At 69.6% G+C, this 16,972-nt stretch carries 20 protein-coding genes and 1 riboswitch; of the genes, 1 reads left to right on the forward strand and 19 read right to left on the reverse strand.

Going from position 1 to position 16,972, the window contains the following annotated elements; genetic code table 11:
* Positions 1–10 precede the first annotated feature (10 nt).
* The 16 genes from C5E07_RS13285 to C5E07_RS13360 all read right to left on the reverse strand — a co-directional run bounded on the left by C5E07_RS13285 (position 11) and on the right by C5E07_RS13360 (position 13,158).
* Positions 11–1,348 carry an ABC transporter substrate-binding protein gene (locus C5E07_RS13285; RefSeq protein WP_104299794.1) on the reverse strand — a complete coding sequence of 446 codons (1,338 nt, stop codon included), beginning with the start codon at positions 1,346–1,348 and terminating at the stop codon, positions 11–13.
* 41 nt (positions 1,349–1,389) lie between these two features.
* Positions 1,390–2,871 carry a family 43 glycosylhydrolase gene (locus C5E07_RS13290; protein ID WP_104299796.1) on the reverse strand — a complete coding sequence of 494 codons (1,482 nt, stop codon included), beginning with the start codon at positions 2,869–2,871 and terminating at the stop codon, positions 1,390–1,392.
* Between the two features lie 170 nt (positions 2,872–3,041).
* Positions 3,042–3,680, reverse strand: a complete 639-nt coding sequence (locus tag C5E07_RS13295; protein WP_104299880.1) for a riboflavin synthase — start codon at positions 3,678–3,680, stop codon at positions 3,042–3,044.
* A 2-nt stretch (positions 3,681–3,682) separates the two neighbouring features.
* Positions 3,683–4,192 carry a 6,7-dimethyl-8-ribityllumazine synthase gene (gene ribH / locus C5E07_RS13300; RefSeq protein WP_104299798.1) on the reverse strand — a complete coding sequence of 170 codons (510 nt, stop codon included), beginning with the start codon at positions 4,190–4,192 and terminating at the stop codon, positions 3,683–3,685.
* A complete protein-coding gene (ribB, locus tag C5E07_RS13305) occupies positions 4,189–4,884 on the reverse strand; it encodes a 3,4-dihydroxy-2-butanone-4-phosphate synthase (RefSeq protein ID WP_104299800.1) in 696 nt (231 codons plus the stop codon). Before ribB ends, ribH begins: the two co-directional genes overlap by 4 nt.
* The gene (gene ribD / locus C5E07_RS13310; RefSeq protein WP_104299802.1) at positions 4,881–5,987 is read right to left on the reverse strand and encodes a bifunctional diaminohydroxyphosphoribosylaminopyrimidine deaminase/5-amino-6-(5-phosphoribosylamino)uracil reductase RibD; all 1,107 of its coding nucleotides are present in this window, start codon (positions 5,985–5,987) and stop codon (positions 4,881–4,883) included. Before ribD ends, ribB begins: the two co-directional genes overlap by 4 nt.
* A gap of 106 nt (positions 5,988–6,093) precedes the next feature.
* Positions 6,094–6,218, reverse strand: a riboswitch (FMN riboswitch).
* A gap of 85 nt (positions 6,219–6,303) precedes the next feature.
* Positions 6,304–7,083 (reverse strand): PIG-L deacetylase family protein, encoded by a 780-nt coding sequence (locus C5E07_RS13315; RefSeq protein ID WP_104299804.1) that lies wholly within the window; start codon positions 7,081–7,083, stop codon positions 6,304–6,306.
* A complete protein-coding gene (locus tag C5E07_RS13320) occupies positions 7,076–8,338 on the reverse strand; it encodes a glycosyltransferase (protein WP_104299806.1) in 1,263 nt (420 codons plus the stop codon). Before C5E07_RS13320 ends, C5E07_RS13315 begins: the two co-directional genes overlap by 8 nt.
* Before the next feature lie 94 nt (positions 8,339–8,432).
* A complete protein-coding gene (locus C5E07_RS13325) occupies positions 8,433–9,614 on the reverse strand; it encodes an MFS transporter (RefSeq protein WP_219820081.1) in 1,182 nt (393 codons plus the stop codon).
* Between the two features lie 317 nt (positions 9,615–9,931).
* Complete coding sequence (locus tag C5E07_RS13330) at positions 9,932–10,492, reverse strand: recombinase family protein (RefSeq protein ID WP_104299810.1); 561 nt, start codon at positions 10,490–10,492, stop codon at positions 9,932–9,934.
* A 212-nt stretch (positions 10,493–10,704) separates the two neighbouring features.
* Positions 10,705–10,878: a CsbD family protein gene (locus C5E07_RS13335; protein ID WP_104243312.1), complete on the reverse strand. Its 174-nt coding sequence runs from the start codon at positions 10,876–10,878 to the stop codon at positions 10,705–10,707.
* Between the two features lie 64 nt (positions 10,879–10,942).
* A complete protein-coding gene (locus tag C5E07_RS13340) occupies positions 10,943–11,548 on the reverse strand; it encodes a hypothetical protein (RefSeq protein ID WP_104299813.1) in 606 nt (201 codons plus the stop codon).
* Positions 11,545–12,126: a DUF6286 domain-containing protein gene (locus C5E07_RS13345; protein ID WP_104299816.1), complete on the reverse strand. Its 582-nt coding sequence runs from the start codon at positions 12,124–12,126 to the stop codon at positions 11,545–11,547. Before C5E07_RS13345 ends, C5E07_RS13340 begins: the two co-directional genes overlap by 4 nt.
* Positions 12,123–12,503 carry a hypothetical protein gene (locus C5E07_RS13350; RefSeq protein ID WP_104299818.1) on the reverse strand — a complete coding sequence of 127 codons (381 nt, stop codon included), beginning with the start codon at positions 12,501–12,503 and terminating at the stop codon, positions 12,123–12,125. The genes C5E07_RS13345 and C5E07_RS13350 overlap by 4 nt, the downstream gene beginning before the upstream one ends.
* Positions 12,500–12,700, reverse strand: coding sequence for a DUF2273 domain-containing protein (locus C5E07_RS13355; RefSeq protein ID WP_181058039.1), 201 nt, complete (start codon positions 12,698–12,700; stop codon positions 12,500–12,502). Before C5E07_RS13355 ends, C5E07_RS13350 begins: the two co-directional genes overlap by 4 nt.
* Positions 12,697–13,158, reverse strand: coding sequence for an Asp23/Gls24 family envelope stress response protein (locus C5E07_RS13360; protein WP_104299820.1), 462 nt, complete (start codon positions 13,156–13,158; stop codon positions 12,697–12,699). Before C5E07_RS13360 ends, C5E07_RS13355 begins: the two co-directional genes overlap by 4 nt.
* Before the next feature lie 507 nt (positions 13,159–13,665).
* Here C5E07_RS13360 and ppk2 point away from each other — a divergent pair.
* Positions 13,666–14,571, forward strand: coding sequence for a polyphosphate kinase 2 (gene ppk2 / locus C5E07_RS13365; protein WP_104243321.1), 906 nt, complete (start codon positions 13,666–13,668; stop codon positions 14,569–14,571).
* A gap of 31 nt (positions 14,572–14,602) precedes the next feature.
* Here the strand turns inward: ppk2 and C5E07_RS13370 are convergent, their stop codons facing one another.
* The 3 genes from C5E07_RS13370 to C5E07_RS13380 all read right to left on the reverse strand — a co-directional run bounded on the left by C5E07_RS13370 (position 14,603) and on the right by C5E07_RS13380 (position 16,939).
* The gene (locus tag C5E07_RS13370; RefSeq protein WP_104299822.1) at positions 14,603–15,496 is read right to left on the reverse strand and encodes a LysR family transcriptional regulator; all 894 of its coding nucleotides are present in this window, start codon (positions 15,494–15,496) and stop codon (positions 14,603–14,605) included.
* 67 nt (positions 15,497–15,563) lie between these two features.
* Positions 15,564–16,409, reverse strand: coding sequence for an alpha/beta hydrolase (locus C5E07_RS13375; RefSeq protein WP_219820082.1), 846 nt, complete (start codon positions 16,407–16,409; stop codon positions 15,564–15,566).
* Positions 16,406–16,939: a quercetin 2,3-dioxygenase gene (locus tag C5E07_RS13380; protein WP_104299825.1), complete on the reverse strand. Its 534-nt coding sequence runs from the start codon at positions 16,937–16,939 to the stop codon at positions 16,406–16,408. Before C5E07_RS13380 ends, C5E07_RS13375 begins: the two co-directional genes overlap by 4 nt.
* Positions 16,940–16,972 lie beyond the last annotated feature (33 nt).

The following is a 16,972-nucleotide window of genomic DNA, read 5'->3' on the forward strand; positions in this document are numbered from 1 at the left end:
GGGGGCTGCGTTACTCAACGCGGTTCTCCGAGATCGCGGCGTCCATGGTCTCCACGAACTGGTCCGGAGTGATGTCCCCCTGCACCAGCAAGGTCAACTCCTGCTGAAGCCGCGTGTTGGTGGCTGGGTCGAGCTGGGTGTCCCACGGCATGGCGATCGCGCCTCCGGTGTCGTCGGCCTGGGAGACTGCCTGCTCATAGAGCGGGGTGGCGCCTCCCGGGATAACCGTCTCTGCGGAGACCGTCGGGGAGATCGCACCTGTCGCGGCGTAGAGCGTCGGGTATCGCTCGAGTGCGAACGCGAGGAAGTCGCGAACCAGTGGGTCATAGGTTTTGGTGTTCACGGCCATCCCGATTCCCGATGGCGTGACGTACTCGTTGTCGGCGGTGACGGCTCCGTCGATGGTGGGGAGAGTGAAGTAGTCGACGTCGTCCCGCACGCCTGAATCCAGCGATTCGGTGGCCAGGTTGCCGAGCTCCCAGGTGCCGGTGTTGTAGATGGCCGCTTTACCCGAGGTGAACAATGCTTGCGCATCCGCGTACCCCGTGGACGAGAAGCCTTCCTGGAAGCAGCCGGCCTGCCCAAGCGAGGAGAGCCATTCTGCAGCTGCGCGTCCCGCCGGGTCAGAGAAGTTCGCGTCTCCGTTCTTCAGGTCCTGGACGTATTCGGGACCAACCATGCGGAACGGGTAGTAGGCCATGTAGCGTTCAAGCGGCCATTGGTCCTGTCCGTTGAGGGCGATCGGGGTGATCCCTGCCGCCCGCAGACCCTCGCACACCTTTGGGAAGTCATCGAGCGTCGCGGGCAGCTGCACGCCTGCTTGGTCGAGAAGAGCCTGGTTGTACCAGAAGAACTCGAGCTGGAACTCGAACGGCACCATGCGGAGCGTCCCGTCATCGAACCGTTGGTAGTTGAGCGCCGTCTCGCGGTAGTCGTCGGCAAGCCCGAGATCTTCCAGGAGCGCATCGATATCGAGCATCCGCCCCTGACCGGCGAGCTTCTGGGCGAACGGAGTCGCGTCCGTGTCGAAGAGCTCAGGAAGCTGGTTGGCCGCGGCCAGCGTCTCGTACTTTTGAATGTAGGAAGGACGATCGGGGGTCGTGATGAGGTTGAGCGCAAAGCCGGGATGTTCAGCGGCGTACTCTTCGGCGATCTGCTGCATTGCCGTGATGACACCCCCGTCAGCCGGCCTGGACAGGAGCCACGAGATCTCCCTGGGGACGATCTCACCCTCCGGATTTACGTTGCTCGGGTCGACGCTCTGAGCGCCACCGGCGCAGGCCGTGAGTGCAAGCGCCGCGGCCGCGACGGTCGCGACGATGGCGGTCTTCCTGGATGTTCTGAACATGATCGAGATCTCCGTTGATTGATCGGGACAGTGGGTGAAGGTCAGCTCGCCGTAGTGACGAGGTGCTGATGGCGCGGGGAAGGCGAATGGGGCGCTGAGTCGCGGCTCTGGATGATGAAGCTGTCGACGGTGACGGTGCCCTCAGCGACGAAGACGCCCAGACGGCCGGCGGGCAGGTCGTAGAGCCGAGTGCTCAGGACCACGGCATTGTCGACGGTCGCGACGCAGAGTTCACCGTCGAGGATGACCTCGATCTCGTGCACGCCCGCGTCGAGGGAGCAGGGTCGTTCGAGTTCCACGATGTGGGGAACATCCCCGGAGATGTGCCACTGCTCGGTGCCGGTCGATGCCCGCGGCCAGCGATCGAAGACGAGGCGATTCCTCTTCGGTTCGAGGCGCAGTCGGTATCCCGTGTCGCCGTCTGCGCTTGCCCGCAGCAGGACGCCGCATTCAGTGGTGTCCTGCGTGATGTCGAATCGCGCGCGCACGCGGGCAGAGCTCGGCGCGTCTCGGTCGGTCAGCACCTCGGCGTAGCCGTCCGACGCAGCAAGCACCGTCCCTGGTGTGATGCCCCCTGAACCGGCAAGCGTGTCGAACGTCTCTCGGAGCTCGGCCGCCGGATGGAACGCGAGTGTCCCATCGGACGCTTGTTCCGCTTCGAGCACGGACAGGGTGCCCGCCCACTGCCAGGGGCCGTCGTCGCGTGACCCCTCCCGCGTTGCGATCCAACCGAAGAAGAAGCGTCGGCCTTCTCGTTCTGCAGATTTCGCCGCGTAGTAGGCCCGCCCGTCAAGGGTGTCATGTTCCGGGACCTGCCAGGGACCTTCGAGGCTGCGCGACATCCGGTAGCGGGTGGCGAAAGCATCGCTGAACTCCGAGTACACGAGGTACCACCAGTCGCCCCACTGAAACACCTCTGGGCACTCGTGCGCGACGTACTGCCGCGGGTCCCAGAACGGCGCAGCAGCATGCCAAGTCGTGAGGTCCTTCGAGGTGCACTGCGCGATGACACCGCGGCGTCGATCGGGACCGTGCTCGTGGCGAGCAGTGATGAGCATCCGCCAGAGCTGCTGATCGGCATCCCACAACACGAACGGATCGCGCCAGTCACCGGTTTCGTAGCCGGGTGTAGCGCCGAATGTGTGTGCGGGGTGACGCTCCCAGGTGCGCATACCGTCCGAGCTTGTTGCGTGCATGACCACCTGAAGCGCCCGACCATCCTGGCCGGTGATGGCTGGGTTCTGCCCCGTGTAGAACAGGTGGTGGTGGCCGTTCTGGTCGAGCACGACGCTGCCCGTGTAGACGTTGAAGTCGGCGGCCTCTGGACCACCCGATGCGAGCGCGACCCGGGTCTCGGAGAAGTCGACGACGTTGTCCGACTCGATGCGGTGCCAGGGCATGCCAGCCTTCGGGGCTTCACGGGTCTCGTGGAGGTAGAAGAGGTGGAAGCGTCCACCTTCCTGCCACGGGATCACGTCGCCTACCCAAGCTCCGTCTGGCTTGTAGAACCCTCGTTGGTCCATGTCACCTCATTGTTCGTGGTTAATCGGTTACGCAGACTATAACCACACGTCGCGGCCTTGATCAAGCGGTTAATCAAGATCGAGGTGGTCCGCTGAGATTCGCTGAGCTGCATGGTGCCGGTTTCCCGCCGAGCAGACGGAGCGAAGAGCTCGCCCCGCCTGCCCCTCGCTCACGCCTGGTGACTCGCGAGCCGCGCCACGTGGCGTGCGAGGATGTCGGTCTCGACGTTCACCCGGTCCCCGACGCCAAGGTCGCCGAGGGTCGTCGCGGCGAGCGTCTCGGGGATGAGCGACACCTCGAACCAGGGCGAGCCATCTGCGCCGGCTCGCCCGACGCCGTTGACGGCACTGACCGCGCTGACCGCGCTGACCGTCAGCGAGACACCCGACACAGCGACCGATCCCTTGTCGACGAGCAGCCTCGCGTGCGCTGGGTCGATGGCGAAGCGGATGCGCCGCCACGCGTCGAAGCGCTCCACCTCCAGCACCTCGCTGGTCGTGTCGATGTGCCCCTGCACGATGTGGCCACCGAGGCGATCCCCGAGGCGCATGGCGCGTTCGAGGTTCACCGGATCGCCCTCGGCCCGGTCGCCGAGCGCGGAGGCGCGCAGCGTCTCCCCCATGACGTCCGCGGTGAAGCCGTCGTCGAGCAGCTCGGCGACGGTGAGGCAGACGCCGTCCACCGAGATGGAGTCGCCGATCCTCGCGTCGCTGACGCTGAGCGGGGCGCGCAGCGTGAGGCGCGCGTCCGTGTCATGCCGTTCGATGCTCGAGATCCGACCGAGCTCTTCGATGATGCCCGTGAACACGGTCAGCCCCGTCCGCTCGTGGGCAGGCTTGCCGGCTGGCTCGCGGGCCATTCCCGGAGCGCGCTCGCGGTGGCGATGGCGGCGAGTGCCGCATCCGCCCCCTTGTCCTCGAAGCTCCCCGGCAGGCCGATGCGGGCCTGCACCTGGGCTTCGTCGTCGCACGTGAGCACCCCGAAGCCGACCGGGATGCCCGTGCGCACGGCCACGTCGGTGAGGCCGTTGGTCGCGGCCGTGCACACGTAGTCGAAGTGCGGGGTGCCGCCACGGATGACCACGCCGAGCGCGACGATCGCGTCCGGCCTGCTCATGGCGATGCGGCTCGCCGCGACGGGCAGCTCGAACGAGCCGGGAACCCGCACGACCTGGACGTCGGTGACGCCGGCATCGGCGAGTGCGCGCTGGGCGCCGTCGAGCAGCGCGTCCATCGCCGTCTCGTGCCACTCGGCCGCGACGACGACGACTCGCATGCCGCGCCCGTCTGCCTGCACTGTCGGTGCTCCGTGTCCGCTCATCGTCGCGCTCCTCTCACGTGCGCCTGGGCGGCGCGCTGCTGGCTGTGGTCCTGCGGTTCTTCCTGCGTGGGCACTGCGGGGAAGCCTGGGTGCTCCCTGCGGTGGCGCACGAGGTCGTCGACGTGCAGCAGCACCAGGTCGGTGGCTGCCGCGAGCTCGAGCGCCTCGCCGAACGACAGCATCTCGCCGTCGTCCCGCACGAGCTCGGCGATGACGCCCACCTCGCCGGTTCCAGCGAGGCGCACGAGGTCGACGGCCGCCTCGGTGTGCCCCGGGCGCTCGAGCACTCCGCCATCCACGGCGCGCAGCGGCAGCACGTGGCCCGGCCGGATGAGATCGCTCGCGCGCGCATCCGCTGCGGCGAGGGCGCGGACGGTCGTTGCCCGGTCGGTTGCCGAGATGCCCGTCGTCACTCCCTCGGCCGCGTCGACCGTGACCGTGTAGGCGGTGCCGCGCGCGTCCTCGCTGCGCTCCACCATGATGGGCAGGCTGAGCCGGTCGGCGAGCGCCGCCGGGAGGGGCGCGCAGAGGAGCCCGGAGGAATGGCGGATGATCCAGCCCATCCACTCGGGGGTGGCGGTGTTCGCCGCGAGGATCGCGTCGACCTCGTTCTCGCGTGAAGAGGCGTCGGCGACGAGCACGGGGCGTCCCGCGCGCAGTGCCTCGAGGGCCCGGAGCAGTTCAGCGTTCATGCTGCGACTCCCACGGGTGCAGCGCCGGGGACGTGAACGGCGGGTGATTCGGGGCCCCGGACGAGCCGGATGAGCGTGTCGACGCCCAGCGGATGCACGGAGTCGGTGGTCCACCTGTTCGCGTCCCGCAGGCTCCCGATGTCGAGCGACGCGACGGAGCTCGCCCCATCGCCCAGCAGGATGGGCGCGACGTAGGCGTCGATCTCGTCGACGAGTCCGGCGCGGAGGAAGGCCGCCGCGATGGTCGGGCCGCCTTCGACGATGACGTGGCGGACGCCCCTCGCGTGCAGGACCTCCAGGGCGTCGACCGGGTCGTGCGTCCGGAGGTGCACGAACAGCGCCGGCTCCGCGCGCACGGCGGCGCCCTCCTCGACCTCGCGCAGCCCCATCACGACGCGCAGGGGCTGCGACGCGTCAGTCGCGGCGATTCCCCGCACCGACAGCGATGGGTCGTCGGCGCGCTGCGTTCCGGTGCCGACGAGGATCGCGCAGGCCTCGGCCCGCCGACCGTGCGCGTGCGCCCTGGCGGCCTCGGAGGTGATCCACTGGCTCGACCCGTCGGCGGCGGCGACCCTCCCGTCGAGCGTGGATGCGAGCTTGAGCGTCACGAACGGCCGCCGCTCGGTGACATTGACGAGCCAGACCCGCAGGAGTGACTCGGCCTCGACCTGCCGGGTGCCCATCGACACGCTCACCCCGTGCGCGCGAAGGCGCGCCGCTCCCCCGGATGCGATCGGGTTCGGGTCCGCGACCGCGTAGACGACCTCCGCGACACCTGCGTGCAGGAGGGCGTCGGCGCACGACGGCGTCCTGCCGCTGTGGGCGCAGGGCTCGAGGGTCACGACGGCGGTCGCACCCCGCACGTCCGCCCCGGCTGCGCGCGCGGCGTCGAGCGCGGCGGCCTCCGCGTGCGGCGTGCCCGCTCCGCGGTGGTGGCCGCTTCCCAGGATGCGGCGCGGGCCGCCCGCGCCGGAGGGCGGCGCGAGCAGGACGCACCCGACCTGTGGGTTCGGATCTCGGGCTGGCCCTCGGGCCGCCAGGGAGAGCGCCAATTGCATGGCGGCGTCGACAGTGTCGACGCGTGTGGGTTCTTGGATCGGCATGGCCGGACCTCCGCGTTTCGCGTACCACGGGGCCATGTCCCGGTGCCGGCGCAGCCGGAGAGTCCGGCAGCCGACGCCTCGGAGGCCCTCGCCGAGACGAGCGCCTCCCATGCACCTACCATCCGGACTTTAACCGTCGGTCCCGGAATTCCACCAGGTCAACCGCTCGCGGACGAGCGGGTCGCGGACTCTCACCGCCGGTTCGGACTTTCACCGACCCCGGAGCATGTTGCACGGCGAGCATAAGCCCGCAAGCTTGGCGTGTGACGTCGTGGGACAGCTCGCACCCAGGTGGGTGCCCGCGCGGACGGCCGCGCTACGCCACCACTTCGCGCAGACCGATCGCGAGGTGCACGTCCTGCCGCTGCCCGCCCGAGTGCACGAGCGACGCGCCGTCGTCGTCGACCGTGAGCTGGGTGCGGTGGCTGCGGAGGGCGGCGACGACCGCGGCCCGGTGCTGTTCGAGGTCGAACCACTCGAGGTCGCCGATCTCGGCCGCGAGGGCACGCTCGCTCTGCTCGACGAGCTCCGCGAATCGCACACCGGCTGCCCGCGATGCCGCGAGGCTCGCTTCCCGCGCCCGAACATGGTCGGGGTGCCCGTACCCGCCGGTCGCGTCGTAGCTGATGACGAGGTCCGGCCCGTCATGGGCGATCGCGGCGGCGAGATCAGCGGTGACCTCCTCGAGCGGGGCGACGCTCAGCGACCGCAGGTCGGTCTCGTCGGCGGGGCCAGCGAGGCCCGGCCGCAGCCAGCGCATCCCCGAATCACGGTAGTCGCGGGGTGCGAGGCCCTCGGCGCGTGCGGGGGCGGTGCCGAGCCAGCGGTGCTCGTCGATGCCGAGGGCGTCGAGCGAGCCGCGCAGCTCCCGCTCCCGCACGGCCGCGAGCTCCCCGACGGAGGTGGCATCTGGCAGCGCGCCGTCGACGATCTCGCCGAGCTCGCCGCGCGTGCACGTCACGAGCGTGACTCGTGCGCCACGTTCGTGGAGCTCGCGGAGCAGGGCGCCGCCGGCAAGCACCTCGTCGTCGGGATGCGCGTGCACGACCAGCGCGTGGCGCACCGAGTCGAGCAGGCTGTGGCCGCCCTCAGGCACGCGCGGAACCCGGCCGGGCCTGTGCGACGAGGTCGCGGAACACCGAGAGGAGGCCTTCCGCGCTGAGGTCCCACGAGTGGGTGAGCGCGTGCTCGCGTGCGGCGCGGCTCATGCGCTCGGCGACCTCGGGCTGCCGGAGGATGCCCGCGATGGCGGCCGCCCAGTCGGCGGGGTCGCGCGTCTCGAGCAGGATGCCGGTGACGCCGTCGACGACAGCCTCGCGGAGTCCGCCGGCTGCGGAGGCGACGACGGGCACGCCGGATGCCGCGGCCTCGAGCGCGACGAGACCGTACGTCTCGGAGTGGGAGGGGATCAGCACGAGGTCCACGAAGCGCAGCTGGGCTGCGAGCGCGTGCCGGCTGAGCGAGCCGATGTACTGCACATGGTCGGCGAGCCCGTGCTGCTCGACGGCGTCATGCAGGCGAGCCTCGTATTCGCGGCCGTCGGCATCCGGCGGTGCGGCGCCCACGAGCACGTAGTCGGGGCGGACGTCGGCGTCGACCTCGGCGATCGCGTCGAGGGCCAGGTCGAAGCCCTTGAGCGGATGCAGGCGCCCGGCAGACAGGGCACGCCTGGGTCGCTGCTCGTGCGCAGCCGGCTCGGCCCGCGCATCCCACGCGGGGAGGAAGAGGTCGGCGTCGACGCCAGGCGGCACGATGTGCGTGATCGCGGGGTCGCCGCCGAGCCTCGAGAGGACGGTGTCGCGTTCGGCCCTGCTGACGACGACGATCGCGTCGACGGACTTCGCGAGCATCGCCTCGCCGGCGAGCCGTCCAGGCGATTCGGCGCGTTCCCCGTCGGCGAGCGGCGTGGAGCTGTCTGCGGCGATGGAGTGGAAGCTCTGCGCGATCGGGATCCCGAGCTCGCGGGCGACGGGCAGGGCGGCGACGCCGGAGAACCAGTGCTGGGCGTGCAGCACGTCGACGGGCAGTTCTCCGAGGAGCGCGGCGAGGGCATCCTGGAATTCGCGGATGACGTGCTCGTGCTCCCCCTTCGCGATGAGGCGGGCCGGCCCGGCGTCAAGGTTGTGGAGGCGCAGGTTCTCACCGAGCTGCACGGTGGGTGCGGAGTCTGGGTCGCTGCGTCGCGTGATGAGCTCGACCTGGTGGCCGCGGGCGGCGAGCGCCTCGGCCTGGGCGAGCACGACGACGTTCATGCCACCTGCATCCTTGGTGCCCGGCTCGTCGAGCGGGGAGGTGTGGAGCACGACAAACGCGATACGAAGTGGGCGCTCATCGGAGAGGACGTCAGGCATGCCTCCGACCGTAGGCCCCGCGGCCCCACTTTTCCATTCGGGATGCCCTCGGTTACGCACCGGGGTGGCGTCCGGCCGTTCCGATGGGCCGCCGTCATCCGTCAGCCCGTCGCCGAGATCGGCGGTCGTGCAGGGCCAACGGTGCGCAGATGAGGATCAGCGTGCCGATTGCGGAGATCGCGAGGGCGGGGCCCGGGCCGACGCGGTCGGTGAGCGCCCCGAATGCTGCTGCGCCGAGCGCTGCGCCGAGGTTGACGGCGGTGTTGATCCAGCTGCTCGCCTCGGTTCGCGCTCGCGGGTCGGTGCGAGCGTCCGCGGCGAGGTAGCCGACGATGAGGGTCGGCGCCAGGAAGAGGCCGCTGAGGGCGAAGCCGACGATCGCGACGCCGACGCCCCCGAGGAGCCCGGTCGCAGTGATGATCGCAAGAAGGGCCAGGGTGAGCGCGAGCAGCTGACGCTCCGGCCTCGCGCGGAGGTCCCATCGGCCGTAGAGCAAGCCGCCGATCGCGCTGGCGCCCGCGAACACCGCGAGCAGCGCACCTGCCAGCACCGTGCTGGATGCGGCGGCGGCCACTGCGGGGGCTGCGACTTCGACGCAGCCGAGCATCACTCCCGGGGCCGTCATCGCCAGCACGATGGGCAGGAAGCCCTTGGAGCGCATTGGGCCAAGCGCCGGCCGGGCGCCGGGGACCTCCACCTGACGTGAGCCGCGCTGCGCTCGTGACCGTGGGCTCGTCACGAAGAGTGCCGTCCCGAGGGCGACGCAGCCTGCCGAGACGAAGAGCGACGAGAGCGGATCCGCGACGACGGCGAGGACGGCAGCCGCCAAGGGGCCGACGGCGAACGTCGCCTCCTCTGCGACGGCGTCGAGACTGAATCCGCGAGTGCGCTGGGGGCCAGCCGGGAGCGCTGCGGCCCAGAGCACGCGCATGACCGCGCCGAATGGCGGGGCGCTCACCCCCGCGAGCGCGCTGAGGAGCAGGAGTGTCGGCAGGCCTGCGCTCGACAACACCCCGAAGGCGAGCAGGGACGCGGCGTGGACGAGCCCGAGGGACGTCACCACGAGACGCTGTCCGTGTCGATCGATGAGTCGCGCACGCCATGGTGTCGCGACGACGTTGGCGACGCCGAGCGTCGCGGTTGCGATGCCGGCCACCGCGAACGAGCCCGTCGACTGTTCCAGGAGGAGGATCAGCGCGAGCCCGGAGGTTGCCAGCGAGAGGCGGCCGATGATGCTGGCGAGGAAGGAGCGTGTGAGGTGCGGCGTTCGCAGCACGGAAGCGTATGAGGGTCGTTCAGGGGACAACGGAGACTCCGATGAGATCTCGCTCAGCACTCATCCCCAGAGATGAGCGAAGCGGCCTGCGTCAGGGAAGCACGCGGAAGAAGGCGCGCTGAAACCCACCCGGGTCGGTGCTGGGAACTGCGAGGGGCGGGTCGCAGGACCGTCAGGCGAAGGCGACGATGAAGCCGATCATCCACGCAGACTACCCACCCTGTCGACGCGGCGCAGAGTTCGCTCGACGGCGTCACGTCGCGGTACCGACCCCATCGCTGCAGCGTCGCCCCGCTCGAGGGCACGGCGACGCGCGGTCAGAGTCGCTTGATCGGAACGGTGAGGCCGTGCAGGGCAGGCGGGTGCGTTCCGCCCGCGACCTCCGGCAGTTCTTGTCCGCCTGGCTGGGCGGGGCCGTCGGTGCGCTTCCGGGAGCTGCCGCCGTCGTCGACTCGGGACGCTCGTCGCCGGCTGACCGAGTCCAGGACTCGCTCACGCGTGAGCTCCGACTCCATCCGCTCGAGCCCCGCCATGACCGTGAACATCATCGACCCCGTGGGCGTCGACGTGTCCACCTCTGCCCCGTCGAGGTCGAGCACCCGCAGCGAGACGCCCTCCGCGCGCAGCTCGGCGGCCAGCCGCAGCAGGTCGCCGGTGGACCGCCCGAGCCGGTCGAGCGTCGGCACGACCAAGGTGTCTCCGCCGCTCAGCGCGCGCAGGGCGGCGTCGAGGGCCGAGGAGGTGTCGCGAGCGGTGGCCTCTGCACGGTCGACGTAGAGGTCGTCCATTCGGACGCCGGCGGCTCGAAGGTCCGCCTCCTGCCGGTCGGCGCCCTGTTGTCGGGTCGAGACTCGGGCGTAGCCGATGAGTTTGGGCACGCTTCTCCTGTCGCGGAACCAACGTCGAAGACGCGACTTTACCGATCGACCCGAGACGCCGGGGCATGACGACGGCGAGCCACGAACTTCTACCGCCCTGGGGACTCGCCTGCGGCTCCACTCCCGAGCCCGTGACCGTCGTCTTCAGCCGCGGAAGCGAGAAGCGGCAGCCGCCCCGAAGGGACGGCTGCCGCTTCTCGCGCTGGTGAGCTCTACTTCTTGAAGGCGTCCTTGACGTCTTCGCCCGCCTGCTTCACGTTGGCCTTGGCCTGGTCGGCCTGGCCCTCTGCGACGAGCTTGTCGTTGTCGGTGGCCTTGCCGAGGGCTTCCTTGGCCTTGCCGCCGAACTCTTCTGCTGCGTTCTTGATCTTGTCTCCTGCGCTCATGGCAGTTCCTTTCTGTTGGGGGTGCGGTTCCTCGGAATCGGGGTGCCGCGGTGGGGAGTCGTGGTTACTGGAGGCGCGTCGACTGCTGCACCTTGGCGCGGAATCCGCCGCTCAGCTGCAGCAGGACCGGCACCTCCTGGCCCAGGAGCGCATCGAGCGCCTCGAGGTTCTGCTCGACGATCGCGGTCGCGTCCCTGGGCGAGACGCCGCGTCGGCAGGTCGCCGAGACCTTGAGCATGGGGGCCCGCTTCACCGAGTACGCCGAGACGCTGGTCGAGAGGAACTCGTCACGTTCGCCGAGTGCGTCAGCGAGGGCGTCGCGTGCGACGGACACGTCGACGACGGTGCGTCCCGTGTCCGAGCTGCGGTCGTGGATGAGTGTTCCCGTCCGACCCTGCCCCTGTCGGAGGCTGAAGGCGAGGAGCAGGATGATGCCCACCACGAGGACGGCGACGACGGCGATCATCAGCCAGCTGAAGTCGGCGCCCGGGAACGGCGTCTGCTGGAGCCAGCTCCCGACCTGCGTGGTGACCGTTTCAGAGATCGGGGTCCAGGTGTCCTTGGCTCCGGGCAGCCACGCGCCGATCGCGGCGGCTGCGCCCACGATGAGCAGAAGGAGCCCCGTGGCGACGATGAGGAGGCGGTTCAGGCCTCGGTTCGTGCTGTTCATGCGCCGACCTTCCCGTTCTCTGCGACGCGCACCTTGGCGGTGACACGTGGGGTGAGCTCGTACTGCTCGAGCTGCCGAGTGACGGCGGCTTCGATGGAGGCGGCGTCGACGGGCACCCCGGAGGCGGGCACGAGGCGGACGTCGGCGCGACGGTGAGAGACCGAGACGGTGACGTTGTCGGGGCTGACGTGGCCAGCTCGAGCCGCGTGGCGGGCGAGCGCCGAGGCGATGACCGCGTTGTCCGCGACGGTCGCGGTCCGCGAGGAGCGCAACGCGTGGCGCGCTCGCCGTCCGGGGGCAAGCCCGGCAATGAGCAGGACCAGACCCAGGATGGCAACCACGACGCCCGCGATCCCGACGTACTGGGCGGGCTGCTCGAGGACGCCGAGGGTCGACGTGAACATGTCGACCGGCGCGACGAGCAGCGCGGGGAGCGCCAGGAGCGCCAGGACGATCTCCGTGCCGACCCAGGCCGCGACGACGATGAGCAGCACGGCGAGGACGATCGCGAGCGCCGACCGTGGCGAGTGCGTCTCGCGTCGAGTGACGCGGGAGTAGAGCGACGTGTGGCTGCTCATCTGACTCGCTCCTCTGGTTTGATCTCGAGTCCGGTCAGGCGGATGGTGACCGCGCTGATGCTCGAACCGCTGAGGCTCTGCACGCGGTCACGGATGGTGGTCTTCGCCGTCTCGACTCGCTCGAGGAGCGGGCCGCCGCTGCGGGAGATGGAGCTCGGCTGTTCGCGGATGCGACCCAGCGAGGGCACGCGGATGGGGGTGCTGAGTCGCAGTGCGAGCTTGCCGTTGTGGTCGTCGAGGTCGACGCTGACGCTGCCAGCGTCGACCCCGAGGGCGTCACCGGCGACAGCTGACACGAGCCTGTTCAGCGCCTTCGCGGTGAGCCGTGTCGTGCCTCGCTGCGCCGCGCCGCCCGGAGCCGTCGCGGCGATGCTCATGAGGACGTGTTCCGTCCGCGAAGAACGTCGACAAGTGCACTGGCGTTGAGCTTGCCGTCGAGGATCCGACCGATCAGTCCGCCGATCAGCATCGCGATGACGACGAAGAAGAACGCCCAGAAGCCGAGGATGATCCAGGTGAGCGCGAGGACTGCGCCGATGAGGATGCCGGTTCGGGTGAGGGATGCGGTGCTCACTGGACTCGCGCCTCTTCCTTCTCATCCTTCTCCTCGTTCTTGTCGTCGGAGGGGAGGTGGACGTCGTTGACGGTCACGTTGACTTCGGTGACCTCGAGGCCGACGATCGTCTCGATCGCGCGGATCACGTCGGCGCGCACACCGTCTGCGACGTCCTGCAGCGCGACGGGGTAGTCGGCGACGATGGTCACGTCGACGGCGACCTGCTTCTCGCCGACCTCGACGCTGATGCCCTGGCCCTGGTCGGTGGCGTTCAGGGCGTTGCGGATGGCGCCGAGTGCGCGGGCGGCGCCGCCGCCGAGGTCGTAGACGCCGTGTGCTTCACGGGCCGCGATACCGGCGACCTTCGCGACGACGCCGTCATCGATCGTGGTCTTGCCGTGTCCGTCGACCTGTGCGGACTGGAGGTCCTTGCGGCTGGTGGCCGGGGTTCCGGTGGCGGGGGTGGTGTTCGACATGAGGTTCTCCTTGTGATCTCTGGCCGGTTCTGGTGCATCGGCCTGGCTGTATGGGTATGACGCATCAGGTGCGTGATTCGTCACGAAATTGTTCGAACTCGTCTCGGCAGGAAGTGAAGCGGTCGACGCGAGCAGGATCATAGGAAGCCCCGCTGGGCGCGCAACTGAACAAGGCACCCCCGCCGCGGCGCGAGCCACGCGTGAAAGAATGACGTGATCGGGCATTTTCATCTGATTGAGCTTGCTCGCATCCTCGTTGGACCAGTTTGATTCCGGCTGTCGACGGAAATGTCTCCGAAGCCGCAGATCCGATATTCAGAACCACGATTCCCCGGTTCTCGATATGGGTCACCCGGGGAATTCTCAAGCGGCCAGCGCCCGGAGGTCGACCGCGGACTCCCGCCAGCAGGCCCGTACACATGCCGTTCGCATTGGCGGCGCATCATGGCGCCGCATCCGCTCCCCTGCACGCCGGCGGACGCGCCGCACCTGACCCCGGAGGAACGCATGGCTATCGACCAACCCCAGGACCTGCGCGAGTACATCGAGCACCTGCGCTCGCTCGGCTACTCGGTGCGCGACGGCCACACCAACGACCCCGACCTGATCGACCCGCAGGGCAACCCCGTCTACACGTGGCAGGAGGGGTACCCCTACGAGGAGCGCCTCAGCCGCGACGAGTACGAGAGCGAGAAGTACCGCCTCCAGGTGGAGCTGCTGAAGTGCCAGTACTGGATGGAGGACAACGACAAGCGCGCCGTGATCCTCTTCGAGGGGCGCGACGCGGCCGGCAAGGGCGGCACCATCAAGCGCTTCACGGAGCACCTCAACCCGCGCAAGGCGCGCGTCGTCGCCCTTGCGAAGCCCAGCGACCGCGAGCGCGGGCAGTGGTTCTTCCAGCGCTACATCCAGCACCTCCCCACGGACGGCGAGCTCGTCATGTTCGACCGCTCCTGGTACAACCGCTCCGGTGTGGAACGGGTCATGGGGTTCTGCAGCGATGACGAGCACACGCAGTTCATGCAGCAGGCGCCGGCGTTCGAGAAGATGCTCGTCGACTCCGGCATCCACGTGACGAAGTTCTGGTTCTCGGTGTCGCGCACCGAGCAGCGCACGCGCTTCGCCATCCGCCAGCTCGACCCCGTGCGTCGGTGGAAGCTCTCCCCCATGGACCTCGCCTCGCTCGACCGCTGGGAGGACTACACGGCGGCGAAGGAGGAGACGTTCCGCCTCACCGACAAGAAGCACGCGCCGTGGACGATCATCCGCTCCAACGACAAGAAGCGTGCGCGCCTGAATGCGATGCGCTTCTGGCTCGGCCAGTTCGACTACGAGGGCAAGGACCACGACGTGGTCACGAAGCCGGACCCGCTGCTCGTGATGCGCGGCAAGCAGGAGACAGCCGACGAGTAGGGCCGGCGTCGCGCGGCTTGGCCGGGCCTGATCAGTTCGAGAGCTGGCCTCGCATGAGCTCGCGAAACACGGGCACGAGCGGGTTGTCGCTCGAGCGCAGCGTGCACATCATCACGGTGACGGGCTCGATGTCGTCGATCGGCACGAACACGACGTCGTCGCGCTGGTAGTGGCGGGCGGCGGAGCTCCCGGCGATATTCACGCCAGCCCCCGCGGCGACGAGCTCGAGCAGGCCCTCCATGCTGTCGGCGGATGCGCCCGGCACGATCCTCGTCCCGTCGGCCCGCGGGCTCACCACCCACCAGTCGAGGATCTCCTGCGGTCCGGCAGAGGCCGCGACGAACACCTCATCGTTCGTCTCCAGGATCGAGACCGACGAGCGGGCCGCCAGACGGTGCCCCGCCGGAACCACGAGCATGCGCCCCTCGGACCAGAGGGGCTCACAGGTGACCTCGTCGGACGCGCTGACGGGCGACGGCGCCAGCACGACGTCGACACGGTCGCTGACGAGGTCATCGACGACCTCGAAGAAGCCGGTGCGGCGCATCTCGAGCCGCGCATCCGGAACCCGCTGCAGCATCGAGGCGATCGCCGACGCCGCAAGGGAGCCTGTTGCGGAGGCTACGACGCCGAGCCGAAGCTGCGGCACCGCCTGCTCGCTCGCGAGGCGCTGGGCCCACTCGAGGATCTCCCGGTGGTCGTCGCGGAGCCGCCTGGCGAGCGGCAGGAACTCGACCCCGAACGAGGTGAGCGTCAGCGGGCGCGATTCGCGGTCGAACAGCCTGACCCCCAACTGCCGCTCGAGGCGGCCGATCTGCTGGCTCAGGGAGGGGGTGGCGATGCGGATCCGCTCGGCGGCTCGACCGAAATGCAGCTCCTCGGCGAGCACGCAGAAGTACTGCACGGCGTGGATCGGGATGTCCATGTTCAGAGACTAGACGGGCGTGCGTCACCGGATGCGGCGGCAGCAGCGGGCCCCCTGGGAGGCACTGTCAGCTCGCGCTCTCCGGCGGCCCCGCGTGCAGTGCAAGGAACCGCAAGGCCGGAGCCACGACGGTCTCGAGGTCGTCGAGTCCACGCCACATGTGGTCGGCTCCTGCCACGAGCTGCAGTTCGACGTGCGCGCCCACCGAGTGGAGTGCATCCCGCAGCAGCAGGCTCTGCTCGCTCGGCACCATGCTGTCGTCGGTTCCGTGCGCCAGGAGGAAGGGCGGCACCCCGGCGTGCACGGCGCGCACCGGGCTCGCCACTTCAGTGAGCTCGCGGTGCTCCGCGAGGGGTCCGCCGATGAGCAGCTCCTCGCGGCTCGGCTGGACTGGCGCACCGGGCGCGCCGATGGGCTTCGGGACCGCCGCGAGCTCGCTCGGTCCGTACCAGTCGACAACCGCCCGCACGGGTGTGCCGGGCACAGCGGCCGCGAGCGCTGCGAGGTGCCCGCCAGCGGATTCGCCCCAGAGGGCGACGCGCGTGGCATCCAGGCCGAACGTCGCGGCGCCCTCGTCGAGCACCCAGCCGATCGCTGCTTCGACATCGGCGAGCTGCGCCGGGAACCTCGCCTCGCCGCTCAGCCGGTAGTCGACCGACGCGACGGCCCACCCCGCACGGGTCAGGCGCCCGAACGTCTCCGCCTCGGCGCGCCCCGGGCAGAACACGCGGCGACTCCCCCGGAACCACCCGCCGCCATGCACGAACACGATGACGGGTGGGCGTTCCGCCCCCGGCAGGTGCAGGTCGAGGGTGAGCGGCCGGAATCCGGGAGGCTCGGAGAAGATGATGTCGCGCACGACGCGAGCGCGCGCCGGTGTCCGCTGCTCGCCGGACTCTGCCGCCGTGATCAATCGAACAGCTCGTATCCCTGCACGAAGTGCACGTCGTGCTTCGCACCCTGCGCGCCGAACACGGCGGGCTCCGGGATGTGGAATTCCGCTTCCTCCGGAATGCCGGGCTTCGACGTGGGCCGCGCCACGGCCCGGAAGAAGTCCGTGAATCCCGCGCTCGTGACGCCGAAGATCTTCCCCGTCCGCTCGATGCGGTACGAGTGGATGGTGTCCTTCGGCACGAATCCGAAGCCCCCGGCCTCGAGGACGCGCGTCTCGCGGTTGCCCTGCCGGTCGTCGATCCACAGCCGGATGGCCCCCTCGAGCACGAAGAACGTCTCGTGCGTCTCAGCGTGGAAGTGCGGCGGGACGGGCCTGCCTGGGCGCCCCTCCGTGACGAACGCGTCGAACTGGCCCGTGGTCTGCGGCGAGGTCGTGAGCAGCGTGAAGAGCTGGTCGAAGAGCACGAGCTTGTCGCCTTCGGCGGCGTCCATCAGATACGGCAGCGGAGCCGCGGGGAGCTGGCTCTCGATCGGGGTGAATGCTGACATCGGCAACCTCCTTGTTGCGGGCCGGTCGGCCCT

The sequence above is a fragment of the Pseudoclavibacter sp. RFBJ3 genome (genome assembly GCF_002931375.1).
In the GTDB taxonomy this organism is placed as follows: Bacteria; Actinomycetota; Actinomycetes; order Actinomycetales; family Microbacteriaceae; genus Pseudoclavibacter.